At 57.1% G+C, this 12,737-nt stretch carries 9 protein-coding genes; 5 read left to right on the forward strand and 4 right to left on the reverse strand.

What is annotated here, in order from left to right; genetic code table 11:
* Positions 1–2 precede the first annotated feature (2 nt).
* Positions 3–2,186: an OsmC domain/YcaO domain-containing protein gene (locus ACWI0H_RS16305; RefSeq protein ID WP_485873975.1), complete on the reverse strand. Its 2,184-nt coding sequence runs from the start codon at positions 2,184–2,186 to the stop codon at positions 3–5.
* Positions 2,187–2,304: 118 nt separating this feature from the next.
* The gene (locus ACWI0H_RS16310; RefSeq protein ID WP_485873976.1) at positions 2,305–3,189 is read right to left on the reverse strand and encodes an alpha/beta fold hydrolase; all 885 of its coding nucleotides are present in this window, start codon (positions 3,187–3,189) and stop codon (positions 2,305–2,307) included.
* 126 nt (positions 3,190–3,315) lie between these two features.
* Here ACWI0H_RS16310 and ACWI0H_RS16315 point away from each other — a divergent pair, with 126 nt between their 5' ends.
* Positions 3,316–4,326, forward strand: coding sequence for a zinc-binding alcohol dehydrogenase family protein (locus tag ACWI0H_RS16315; RefSeq protein WP_485873977.1), 1,011 nt, complete (start codon positions 3,316–3,318; stop codon positions 4,324–4,326).
* Positions 4,327–4,355: 29 nt separating this feature from the next.
* On the opposite strand, the gene ACWI0H_RS16320 is transcribed toward ACWI0H_RS16315, so the two are convergent.
* Complete coding sequence (locus tag ACWI0H_RS16320; RefSeq protein ID WP_485873978.1) at positions 4,356–4,949, reverse strand: TetR/AcrR family transcriptional regulator; 594 nt, start codon at positions 4,947–4,949, stop codon at positions 4,356–4,358.
* A 205-nt stretch (positions 4,950–5,154) separates the two neighbouring features.
* On the opposite strand from ACWI0H_RS16320, the gene ACWI0H_RS16325 reads away from it, so the two are divergent.
* The 4 genes from ACWI0H_RS16325 to ACWI0H_RS16340 all read left to right on the forward strand — a co-directional run bounded on the left by ACWI0H_RS16325 (position 5,155) and on the right by ACWI0H_RS16340 (position 11,691).
* The gene (locus ACWI0H_RS16325; protein WP_485873979.1) at positions 5,155–6,381 is read left to right on the forward strand and encodes an efflux RND transporter periplasmic adaptor subunit; all 1,227 of its coding nucleotides are present in this window, start codon (positions 5,155–5,157) and stop codon (positions 6,379–6,381) included.
* Complete coding sequence (locus ACWI0H_RS16330; RefSeq protein WP_485873980.1) at positions 6,378–9,515, forward strand: efflux RND transporter permease subunit; 3,138 nt, start codon at positions 6,378–6,380, stop codon at positions 9,513–9,515. The genes ACWI0H_RS16325 and ACWI0H_RS16330 overlap by 4 nt, the downstream gene beginning before the upstream one ends.
* The gene (locus tag ACWI0H_RS16335) at positions 9,515–10,921 is read left to right on the forward strand and encodes an ATP-binding protein (RefSeq protein ID WP_485873981.1); all 1,407 of its coding nucleotides are present in this window, start codon (positions 9,515–9,517) and stop codon (positions 10,919–10,921) included. Before ACWI0H_RS16330 ends, ACWI0H_RS16335 begins: the two co-directional genes overlap by 1 nt.
* Positions 10,922–10,995: 74 nt before the next feature.
* Positions 10,996–11,691, forward strand: coding sequence for a response regulator (locus ACWI0H_RS16340; RefSeq protein WP_176302404.1), 696 nt, complete (start codon positions 10,996–10,998; stop codon positions 11,689–11,691).
* Here ACWI0H_RS16340 and ACWI0H_RS16345 read toward each other — a convergent pair.
* Positions 11,688–12,638, reverse strand: coding sequence for an alpha/beta hydrolase fold domain-containing protein (locus ACWI0H_RS16345; protein ID WP_485873982.1), 951 nt, complete (start codon positions 12,636–12,638; stop codon positions 11,688–11,690). The genes ACWI0H_RS16340 and ACWI0H_RS16345 overlap by 4 nt on opposite strands.
* Positions 12,639–12,737: the final 99 nt, after the last annotated feature.

Consider the following 12,737-nt stretch of genomic DNA (forward strand, 5'->3'; position numbering starts at 1 on the left):
GCTTAATTAACCGCTTTCGCCGCCCGAGCAGCGTGGAGCTTCTTGTAGCTGTCGATCAGGCGCTGGTGGCGCTCAAGGCCCTCTAACTGCATGTTAGTCGGGGTTAGGCCATGGAAGCGTTCCTCGCCACTTACCGAGCCCACGACGGCCGCCATGGCTTCCTCGCCAAACATGCGCTGGAAGCTGTGTAGATAATCGTTTAGCTCCAGCTCGTCATCCAGCACAATTTCCAGCACCGCGTTCACTGCTTGATAGAACAGGCCGCGCTCGACGGTGTTGTCATTGTACTGGAGGAACATCTGCACACAGTCCAGCGCCTCTTCATGACGCTGCAGCGCCAGATAGACCAACAGCTTCAGTTCCAGAATCGTCAGCTGACCCCAGACGGTGTTCTCGTCAAACTCAATGCCGATCAGGGTAATAATATCGGCATGGTCATCCATCTGGCTCTCTTCCAGCCGCTCGACCAGATCAGTGAGCTGATCGTCGTCGAGGCGGTGCAGGTTGAGAATATCTTCGCGGTAATCCAACGCCTTATTGGTGTTATCCCAGATCAGATCTTCGATGGGATATACCTCGGAGTAACCCGGCACCAGAATGCGGCAGACCGGCGCGCCCAGGTCCTCGTGTACTGCCATATACACTTCCGCACCCAACTCTTCAAAAATGCCGAACAGCGTCTCGGCTTCTTCATCATTGCTGCCAGAGAAATCCCACTCGCTGAACTCGAAGTCGGACTTGGCACTAAAGAAACGCCAGGAGACCACGCCGACCGAGTCGATGAAGTGCTCCACGAAGTTGTTCGGCTCAGAGACCGTCTGCGAATTGAAGGTGGGCAGCGGCAGGTCGTTCAGGCCTTCGAAGCTGCGGCCCTGCAGCAGTTCGGTCAAGCTGCGCTCCAGTGCCACTTCAAAGCTCGGGTGGGCACCAAAGGAGGCAAACACGCCGCCGGTGCGCGGGTTCATCAAGGTGACACACATCACTGGGAACTGCCCGCCCATGGAGGCATCTTTTACCAGCACCGGGAAGCCCTGTGCTTCCAGGGCGTTAATGCCTTCGACGATACTTGGGTACTTGGCTAACACTTCCTGCGGTACATTCGGCAGGGTTAGCTCCTGCTCGAGGATTTCACGCTTCACCGCCCGCTCAAAAATTTCTGACAGGCACTGCACCTGGGCTTCTACCAGGGTATTCCCTGCACTCATACCGTTACTAAGAAACAGGTTTTCGATCAGATTGGAGGGGAAATAGACCGCTTCACCGTCGGATTGGCGTACAAACGGCAGCGATACAATACCCCGGTCTTCACGCCCCGAGTTGGTATCAATCAGGTTGGAGCCGCACAGCTCGCCTTCCGGGTTGTAAATGGCCAGGCAGTGCTCGTCGAGAATTTCTGCGGGCAGCTCGTCGTTCGGGCCCGGCTTGAACCACTTCTCATTGGGGTAGTGAACAAATTCACTGTTGGCAATCTCTTCACCCAAAAATTGGTCGTTATAGAAGAAGTTGCAGCTCAGGCGTTCGATAAACTCGCCCAGCGCCGAACAAAGCGCACTCTCTTTGGTCGCGCCTTTGCCGTTGGTAAAGCACATCGGTGAGGCCGCATCGCGGATATGCAGCGACCAAACGTGAGGCACGATATTGCGCCAGGAGGCGATCTCGATCTTCATGCCCAGGTCAGCCAGGATCGCACTCATATTGGCGATGGTCTGCTCCAGCGGCAGGTCTTTACCCTCAATATAGGTACTGCCGCCTTCCGGTGCGCCCATAAGCAGCGCTTGGGCATCATCGTCTATGTTCTCTACCGTCTCGATCTGAAAGTCGGGGCCAGTTTGCACCACTTTCTTGACCGTGCAGCGGTCAATGGAGCGCAGAATGCCCTGGCGATCTTTTTCAGAAATATCTTCCGGCAACTCGACCTGAATTTTGAAGATCTGCTTATAGCGGTCTTCCGGGTCGACGATATTGTTCTGGGAAAGACGGATATTCTCAGTGGGAATGTCTCGAGCGTTGCAGTAAACCTTTACGAAGTAGGCCGCGCACATGGCAGACGACGCCAGGAAGTAGTCAAACGGTCCTGGTGCCGAGCCGTCGCCTTTATAGCGAATTGGCTGATCGGAGATAACCGTAAAATCGTCGAACTTGGCCTCCAGACGGAGGTTGTCGAGATAGTTAACTTTGATTTCCATGAGCGGGCATCCGGAGCAATGAGTGTGCCTAGGCTTTTGCAAAAACAAGCCAACAGGCGAATTGCGGCCCATTATCCAGTTTTTTACCCGCTTCGTCTTGGTGAGTCGCTTGAATCACTTATTCCTTATCAAGCAAGAACGGCAGCGCCTCTTCTAACAGCGTCTCGGGAATCTCTTCAGCAATATAGTGACCACAAGGGAGCGCTTTGCCTTTTACATCGGTAGCGACTTTTTGCCATTCACTGAGTGCATCGAAGCAAGCTTCAATGGCGCCTTCAGCGCCCCACATCACATTTATCGGACAGGTGAGCTTAATGCCCGCGTCGATATCGGCCTGATCATGCTCCAAATCGATGGTGGCACTGGCGCGGTAGTCGCCACAAATACCGGTGGCGGTGTCTGGGAGCGATAGGCAGCGCTCATACTCCACCAGCGCTTCCGGGTCAAAAGGCGTCATGCCCGCGCTGCGTGCGCCCATCACGCTTTTCAGATATTGAGCGGGGTCGGCTTGAATCAGCATTTCCGGCAGCGGCTGGGGGCGAATCAGGAAGAACCAATGCCAGTAGCTGCGCGCAAAGGCCTCATTAGTGCCGCGATACATGGCAAGCGTTGGCGCGATATCGAGAAGCACCATACGCTCAACTCGCTCAGCGTGGTCAACCCCTAACCGATGGGCGACTCGCGCCCCACGATCATGGGCCAGCACTTTAAAACGTTCAAAGCCCAGCGCGCTCATTAGCTCTGCCATATCGGCAGCCATGGCGCGCTTGGCGTAATTTAGGTGCTCAGGATCGTCGTCGGGTTTACTGCTGTCGCCGTAACCGCGCAGGTCGGCTGCGATAACGGTGAAATGCTGGGCAAGCTCTTCTGCCATTTTGTGCCAAATTACGTGGGTCTGTGGGTGGCCGTGGAGCAGAAGAAGTGCCGGGCCGGTGCCGCCCATTCGAAACGTAATGTCGACACCGTTAACGTGACGTGTCTGTTTTTCAAACCCTTCAAACATGGTGAGCTCCTGACTTATGTCATGACGAATCAATTCAGCCTGCGCTGATATTACGCAGCAGAGTTCTTTTTAATAAAACAACATCCGGGCATGATGGTGCCACTTATCGTTAACGAGAGAACTACTATGAAAGCGTTCGCCTTTACTCAAAGCCTACCCATCGACCATCCTGATGCGCTGCAAGCCATTGAGCTCCCCTTACCCACGCCTGACGCCCACGACATTCGCGTTGCAGTTAGCGCGATTTCCGTAAACCCTGTTGATGCCAAAGTGCGCAACAGCGCCTTGCCGGAAACCGGTGAGCCGCGCGTACTGGGATATGACGCGGTAGGCATCGTGGATGCCGTCGGCAGTGCGGTCACCCGCTTTCAGCCGGGCGATCGCGTCTGGTACGCAGGCAATATCGCCCGCCAGGGCTCTAACGCTGAGTTTCAACTGGTCGATGAGCGCATCGCCAGCCTAGCGCCGAAAAGCCTATCTGATACTGAAGCCGCTGCCCTGCCGCTAACTGCCATCACGGCCTGGGAACTGCTGTTTGACCGGCTAGAGCTGGGCATGCGTGATACCCAAGGCAAAAGCCTATTGGTGATTGGCGCCGCGGGAGGCGTTGGCTCAATCCTGGTGCAACTTGCCAAGCAGCTCACCGATATTACCGTGATTGGTACGGCGTCTCGGCCCGAAAGCCAAGCCTGGGTGAAGTCGCTAGGCGCTGATGCCGTGATTAATCATCACCAGCCGCTTGATCAAGAGCTTAAAGCAGCGGGCTTTGACGGCGTGGATATGGTGATTAGCCTTAACCAGACCGATCACCACTTTGAAGCCATTATTGAAGCCCTCAAACCCCAGGGTAAGCTTGCCCTGATTGATGACCCGGAGCTGATCGATGTGCGTAAGCTAAAAATGAAAAGCCTGTCACTGCATTGGGAGTTGATGTTTACCCGCCCACTATTCGCGACGGACGATCTCGCCAAGCAGCATGACCTGCTTACCAAAGTAGCGGCCATGGTCGATGACGGTCGCCTAAAAACGACTCTAGGCGAGGTGTTGGGCCCGATTAACGCCGAAAACTTAAAGCACGCTCACGCCCTGATTGAGAGCAACCGCACGATTGGCAAGCTGGTCTTGGAAGGCTTTTAATACGCGTTCAACGTCACGCCCATCGCTGGCTATGGTGATGGGCGTACCAGTACTTGCTGGAACAGGATCGTTTCAAACTGCTCCATCGGCTCGACGGATTTAAGCGTTTTGGCACGCAGAATGGCCCCTTCCCAACCGGTGAGAATAAAGCTGGCGAGCGCCTCGGGTGCGGTGTGGCTGGCAATATCACCCCGCGCCTGAGCATCCTGCAGGCAGCGCACGAAGCGCTGTTCCCAGCGCTGAAACACAAGATTTAGCGCATCGCGGAAGGTGTCGCTCTGGCCCGAAAGCTCTTGGCCAAGGTTGCCAATCAAGCAGCCCGTGGCATGATCGCACTCGTGCATATGGTCACGGCCTGCTGCGAAGTACCGCTTCAGGCGCTCAAGTGGTGGCGTCTCACTATCTTCCAGCAGTGCCACCAGCGTTTCGTCATAAGTAGCCGCAAAGCGCTCAATCACCGCCAGCCCGAAATCTTCTTTGCTGGAGAAGTAGTGATAGAAGGAGCCCTTGGGTACACCGCAGGCCTTTAAAACGGCATTAATACCCGTCGCGTTGTAGCCTTGCTGACTAATCAGCTCGGCGCCACTATCAATTAATTTGTCGCGGGTTACATTGTTTTTCATATACTTAAAGTAGACCAGTCAGTCTATTACTATCAAATGAGTGAAAGCCAAGTAAGTAAAAGCCAAAGGATTGAGTGCCAAGTAAATGTTAATTACATGTTATTTGCACATTGTTTGACTAATCGCTGCTTAACAATGCGTGATGCTAGCATCATACGCTTATTTTTCTGGAATTTTCGCCCTAGCCAACGGATGACGCGCGGTAATGACACCAAAACGCTCCCTCTCTTCTCCTCACTCGTCTTATCAACGAGGCCGCGTTCGGTTAGGTGCCGTAGCTGCGCTGTTGATTCTTGTCGGCACCCTTGTGCTCGCTTGGTGGATTATATCTCAGCCACCCCGCATTGCGCGCACAGCGCCGCCGGAACCTCTACCTACAATGGTAGACGTAATGACCGTGTCCGCGAGCACTCAGGCTCCTAATCTTTATGGCTTTGGTCGCGTTGAGGCAGAGCAGGAAGCGATGCTGGCTAGCCGCGTAGCAGGGCAGCTTGAACGCTTCGCAGAGGGCGTGGTGCCAGGACAGGTCGTCGAGCAAGACGCCGCTGTCGCGTTTATCGATCAAGCCGATCTGGCTCTTACACTTGAAGATTCTCAAGCGCAGCTGGCTAATGCCCAGGCGCTACTTGCTTTAGAGCAAGCAGAGCAGCAGCGCGCCCGTAGTGAATACGAATCCTTTGGTCGCCAACTCTCCGCCGAACGCCAAGCCCTGGTTTTGCGTGAACCACAGCTGCGCCAAGCACAAGCTGAACTCACCCAAGCACGCGTGGCCCGCGACCAGGCAGCACTGAATGTTGAGCGCGCAACCCTCACCGCTCCCTGGCGGGCCATGGTACAGGAGCGCTTGGTCGGCGCTGGCAGTCTGCTCAGTCAAGGAACCGAGGTATTGCACCTGGTGGGCGTCGAGCAGTTTTGGGTGCGCGCCTCACTACCCGGTGAGTGGATGGAGTGGCTGGAAGCGGGCAGTAGCGTGACGTTAACCAGCCGCGGCTGGCCCGAAGGCGCCACACGTGAAGGCACGCTGGTGTCGATGTTGCCCAGTCTGGAAGAGAATGGCCTGCAGGCACAGCTACTCATCGCAGTGAACGACCCTCTGGCGCTAGAGAGCGACGGCCCGGCCCTGCGTCTGGGCGATGTGCTTCGTGCCTCTTTTCAACCCGCTATTCAAGAGCAGCTCATATCACTACCCTCTGCCGCGCTTCGCCCAGGGGATGTTACGTGGCGGGTCGACGAGGAGAATCGCCTGCGTCGCACGCCGGTCACACTAGCCTATCGCGGGGAAGATGACGCCTTGATTCGTAGCGGTCTGGAAACCGGCCAGCAAGTCGTCACCGCGGGCTTGGCCCAACCTCGAGAAGGCCAGCTAGTGCGCATTCGTCGGCCCAACGACACCCCGGCCCAAGCGGGAGATGAATCGGGAGACGAATCATGAAGGTACCACGCGGCCCATTGGCATGGATGGTGGATCACGGGGTAGCCCCCAACTTATTGATGGTGCTGTTTATCATCGGCGGCCTAATGGCGTCGCTAGCGATTAAAAAGGAAGTATTCCCTGAATTCGACATCGAAGTCGTGCAAGTCACTATCAGCTACCCTGGCGCCACGCCGGAGGATGTGGAACAGAGCCTGCTGTTACCGGTGGAAGCCGCGATTGCCGATGTAGAGGGCATCGACGAGCTGACCGCGACGGCCAGCGAAGGCAGCGCCAACGTCAGCGCCACGCTGATTGACGGCATTGATGTCATGCGCGCCTATCAGGATATTCAGCAGGCAGTGAACGCTATCACCACACTGCCCAGCGCCGCTGACCCACCGCGTTTCACCCTGGCGGGACGCTCTCGCAGTGTGCTCAGCCTGCAGGTTTATGGCCAGGTCGGCCTAGAGGCACTCCACGACGCGGCTGAAGATGTACGCGGCGAGCTGCAAGCCACCTCGGGCATTTCCCGCGCTGAGCTTTCCGGCAACCGCGAGCGGGAGATTCAAGTCCACCTGGACGAAGAGGCCATCGAGCGCTTCGGTCTCGACCATCAGGAACTGGCTAGCCGCATCGCCGAAGAGGCGCTCGACCTTGCCAGTGGTCAGCTAACGACAGCCGAAGGCGAGTGGCTAATTCGCTATCAAGGGCGGCGCAATAGCGCCGAAGCCTTTGCAGAGCTGCCGATACTCACTAGCACCCAGGGCGCTCCGATTGTACTCGGTGAGATCGCCAGGGTCAGTGACGGTTTTGCCGAGACCGATCGCGAGGAGTTCTATAACGGTCAGCCCGGCCTCTCTGTAGATGTTTACCAGATTGGCGACCAGACCCCGACCAGTATCTCTGAAGCGGTCAACGGAGAGCTTGAGCGCTTGCGGGAAGGTATGCCGAAAGGCGTCAGCCTGGCTATTTCCCGCGACAGCTCGGAAATTTACGAAGACCGTCTCAGCCTGTTGTTAAAAAATGCCTGGATGGGCTTAGCGCTGGTGTTGGTACTCATGGCGCTGTTTCTGGAAGCACGGCTAGCCTTCTGGGTCACCCTGGGTATTCCGACGGCGTTTCTGGGCGCCATGCTGTTTCTGCCCTGGATCGGCGTCTCGCTCAACATGATGTCGATGTTCGCCTTTATTATCGCCCTGGGGATCGTGGTGGATGATGCCATTATCGTTGGCGAAAATATCTACAGCTATCGGGAAGAGGGTTACTCGCTGCGCGATGCAGCGGTGAAAGGCGCCAGCGAGATCGCCACGCCGCTCACGTTTGCCATTCTGTCCAATATCGTCGCCTTCCTGCCGCTGCTGTTTTTACCCGGCTTTTTGGGGCTAATCTTTGCCACGGTGCCGGTGGTGGTGGTGACCGTCTTTCTGGTCTCCTGGCTGGAAGCGCTCGTCATACTGCCCGCCCACTTAGCGCATAGCCGCAAACCGCGCCAAACGCCGGCGTGGCAGCGTCCGCTTGAATCACTTCGCCAGCGCCTGCAGGGCGGCTTGCACCACTTCACCTATCGTCAGTTCGAGCCGTTTCTACAACGCGCGCTGAACCAACGCCTGCTGAGTATTTCGCTGGGCATCGCCATTCTGCTGATCGCCCTCTCCTGGGCAATGAGCGGGCGTTTGGGCTTTTCCCTGATGCCACGGGTCGAATCGGATCAGGTGCAGGCAACGGTAACGCTGCCCATTGGCAGCAATATCAGCGTTAGCCGTGAGCTTAGCCAACAGCTGCTCGACGCCGCCGATGTCCTCAGCGAGCGCGAAGAAACACTCAGCTTTAGTAGCTCGCGCAGTCGCCTGGACGGCGAAAGCCTGGAAGTACGTTTGGATATTGCCAGCGAGAGTTTAGAGGCTTGGCCACCTTCGCGCATCGCCCGGGAGTGGCGCGACCTAACCGGTGATTTACTCGGTGCCCAGTCAGTGCGTTTTGAGGCAGATGTCGGCGGCCCCGGCAGCGGCGCGGCGCTAAGCCTTCGCCTTTCCCACCCGGATACGCAGGTATTGGAAGCCGCCGCCGAACGCTTGGCGGAAACATTGGGCGGCTATGGACTCACCGATATCGACAGCGGCCTGGGTGACGGTAAACCGCAGCTAGAGATGCGCCTCTCTGCCGAAGGCCGCGCGTTGGGGCTCACAGGCAGCAATTTAGCCGAAGCGCTACGCGGGCCTCTTCAGGGTGCCACGGCACTTGAACAGTACGTCGGGCGCAGCGAAATCAGCGTTGAGGTTCGTCTGCCCAACGACAATCGAGACAGTCTGAATGAGCTCTACCGCATGCCGGTGCGTACGCCTGACGGCCTCAGCGTGCCACTTTCACGGGTAGCCGACATCACCATCAGTCAGGCCTCTAGCAGTCTTGAGCGCATTAACGGGCGACGGATTATTACCGTGACCGCCGACTCAGAAAGCGATCTGGCCATTAACCAGGTACTGGCAACGTTGCAGGAAGAGGTGTTCCCCAACCTTGAGGCAACTTGGCCAGGGCTTGAGGTCAGCATGGGCGGTCGTCAGCAGGACACCGCCGACAACTTGGCCACGCTCAAGACCTCCATGTGGTTAATGATTGCCGCTCTTTACGCCCTGCTCGCCATTCCGTTCCGTAGCTATTTGCAGCCGCTGCTGGTGTTGGCCGCCATTCCCTTCGGCATTGTCGGTGCAGTGGCCGGCCATATGATTATGGGTTTCGGGCTTTCGATTATCAGTTTGCTGGGCATGCTCGCGCTCTCAGGCGTGGTGATTAACGATGCGCTGGTGCTGATTGACTACGCCAACCGTAAACGCCGCGAAGGCATGGATGCCCGGGGCGCCATCGTGGCGGCGGCTACCCGCCGTTTACGGCCGATTATGATGACCACGTTGACGACCTTCTTGGGCTTGGCACCCATGATCTTGGAAACCTCGCGGCAGGCACGCTTCATGATTCCGATGGCGATTTCGCTAGGTTTTGGCATGCTGTTCGCTACGGCTATCCTGTTAATTCTGGTGCCCTGCCTCTACCTGGGCATGGAGAATGTTCGCGAACGGCTTAGCGCACCGCGCCAGCCCTCCCTAGGCAGTAACTCCGGCGAAAACAAATCAAACCAAGAAGAAGGAGCTCATTAATGGCAGTGCTCACCGCGATACGCCACTGGCGGCCCTCTCGGTTGGGCCTGAAGCTGTTTGTGATTATCCTAAGCGTCAATGTGGCCATCTCAGCCAGTATGTTTCTGGCCGTCTCCTATAGTATTGATCGTGGCTTTCTCGACTATCTCAACCAAGCCCAGGAGCGCCGCGCCACGCTGCTGGCAGACGGTCTTGTCACACGCTGGGAAACCCAGCAGAGCTGGGAGTGGCTGGAGCAGTCACCGGAACGCTGGCCGTTTATTGTTCGTTTTGAGCTTGGCCAGGAGCATCGCGACCGCCCCTCACCGCTTGGCGAAGCACGGGATTTCAGCCTACGCGCAGCGGATGGACGCTTTGTCGTGCCGCCCCACAGCGGGCGCGAAAATTCGGGCAACTGGCATTGGCTAACCCTACAAAGCGGTGAAACCACTATCGGATCGCTGGGATTCAGGCCGCCGAGGGAAATGATGGAGCGCATGGAGAGCCGCTTTCTGGAGCGTCAGCAGCGTAATCTGGTGCTTATCGTCATCTCACTCTGCATTGCTTCATTGCTACTGGCGGGCGGGCTTTCCTGGTGGCTGGGGCGTCGTACCCGGGCATTGGCCGGCGCCACATTGCGCCTTACCGAAGGCGACTACCACACCCGGCTACCGGAACGCGGCCGCGACGAACTCTCTCGCCTAGCGCGGGATTTCAATGTGCTTGCCGCCACGCTGGAAGCCAGCCGTGATGCCCGCGCCCGCTGGGTATCAGATACGGCCCATGAGCTGCGCACGCCGCTGGCGGTACTGCGCGGAGAGATCGAAGCCATGCAGGATGGCATCCGGCCACTCAACCAGGAAAATCTTAGCTCTCTCGCCCAGGAGGTGGGTCAGCTAGAGCGCTTAGTGGCGGATTTACGTCTGCTTTCCCAAAGCGACGCGGGCGCGCTGGATATACAACTGGCGCCGATGGATCTAAGCGACTGCCTGGCTAGCCGACTGGCTGACGCTGATCGCTGGTTAGTGGACAGCGGTTTAACGCTGACGGAAAAGATCGAGCCTGGCATTATGATTCGTGGCGATGCTCAGCGCCTGCGCCAACTTTGGAACAACCTGCTGGACAACAGCTGCGCCTACACCCAGCCGCCGGGAGAGCTGCGTGTTACGCTCACGACTCAGAAAGGGGAGGCAGTAGTCACTTGGGAAGATAGTACGCCGGGGGTACCGGAAGGCGAGCTGGCCCGTTTGACCGAGCGCCTCTACCGAGTGGAAGGATCACGCAGCCGCGCTAGTGGCGGCAGCGGTCTAGGGCTCTCTATTGCGAGTGCCTTGGTCAATGCCCATGGTGCAACGCTGACGCCCTCTCCCTCCACGCTAGGTGGGCTGCGCTGGACGCTGCGCTTTCCTTTGTTGGCCGCTAATTAATGTTTTTCAGAATTCGTGTTTAAAAACTGTTTTAAGCCATGCTTTCCCGTTCACTGCTAAGCGAGTCTACCGCTATGTCTCATGCTGCCTCTTTGCTCGTTGTTGAGGATGAACCGAAAATTGCCCGCCTGATGGCGGACTACTTAACCACTCATGGCTTTGAGGTGACCACCCTGGGCCACGGCGATGAAGTGATGCCGTGGCTTGAGCAGCACTCCCCAGCCTTGGTGCTGCTCGATATTATGCTACCGGGTAAAGATGGCCTTACTCTGAGCAAGGAAATTCGCCAGCTGTGGCCTTCCATAGCGATCATCATGGTCACTGCCAAGGTAGAAGAGGTCGACCGCCTGCTGGGCCTGGAGCTAGGGGCTGATGACTATATCTGTAAGCCTTTTAGCCCTCGTGAAGTCGTTGCTCGGGTTAAAGCCGTACTGCGCCGCAGCCAAGCGGCAGCCGAGGCGCCGAGTGAAGTGCAAAACGCCCCGGTGGTGTTAAACGAAGACGGCTGGCAAGCCCTTGCCCACGGGCAGGACCTGGGCCTGACCGCGGTGGAGTTTCAGTTATTGCGCGTCATGATGCAGGCGCCGGGGCGAATCTTCAGCCGCGAGCAGTTAATGGATCACATGTACCGCGATAACCGCATCGTCTCAGAGCGCACCGTGGACAGCCACATCAAAAAGCTGCGCAAGAAGATTCACGAAGCGCTTCCCGAACTGGAAATCATCCGCTCGGTATATGGCGTCGGCTATAAGTATCAGCCGGAAGGTTAGGGGTTAACCTGCCGATTAAGAAACGCGATACCTGCATCAATAGCGCCGCCACGCAGTAGGAAGCTGGTGATGTGGCCGCGCCAGCGCTGGAGGTACAGCTCGCTTTCGATGTTGTTGTCCTGCAGAGCTTGATAGAAGTCCGTAGCGTGATCCACCGGCACGAGTTTGTCCCATTTGCCGTGGAAGAGAAAGAACGGCGGTGCCTGTGAGGTAATTTGCCAGGCAGGCGACGCTAGCCGGTACGTCTCGGTCTCTTCTGCGCGGGTGCCGCCAATAAAATCAACCACCAGCGGCCCATCCTCAAACTTGAGCAAATCACTGGGAAGACCACCCGCCAGCACCGCGGCCAGACGGCTCTGCTCACCGCCGTAAGGCTCAGCCAACGGCCCTTCTTCGCCGGCCAGTGCCAGCAAACTCACTAGATGGGCACCTGATGAAAAGCCAACGCCCACAATGCGATCAGTATCCACCTGCCACTCATCGGCGTTAGCGTGAATCCAGCTCATGGCCTGCTGCAAATCGTGTAGCTGGTTGGGAAAGCGGTATTCCGGTGCAAAACGGTACTCAACATTCACCGCCACATAACCTTGCCCGGCTAGCTGTTCGGCAATGCCCTGCATATCTTGCGGTGTACGATTGCGCCAGCCGCCGCCATGTACCACTAATGCCGCGGGTCGCCGCGTATCCGTTGATCCATTGGGCAGATAAACAGTCGCCTTTAACGCCTGTGGCCATGCCTCGGGTGTGTAAGTAACTGGGGCTAAGCGCTCAAAAGGCTGGGGATCATGCAACGGGTTACTCTCAACAGCAGGTTCGCCCTGGCTAATATGTTGGGAAGCGCTACAGCCATTCAATAGCAAGGCAAGTGCCCCCAGGCCAGTAACACGGCGTAGGGTGGTAAACGCATAACGCTGCTGAAACACGCGAAAGTACTCGATTCGCGACATTAAGTTGCTCCTTGATAACTAGGTGACCCCTCACCTACCGACTACGACCTGCAACGAGCTAATAAGATCATGATTGTTGCACACTATCTGCAAACGGTT

Source organism: Halomonas sp. NYA30, from assembly GCF_976980765.1.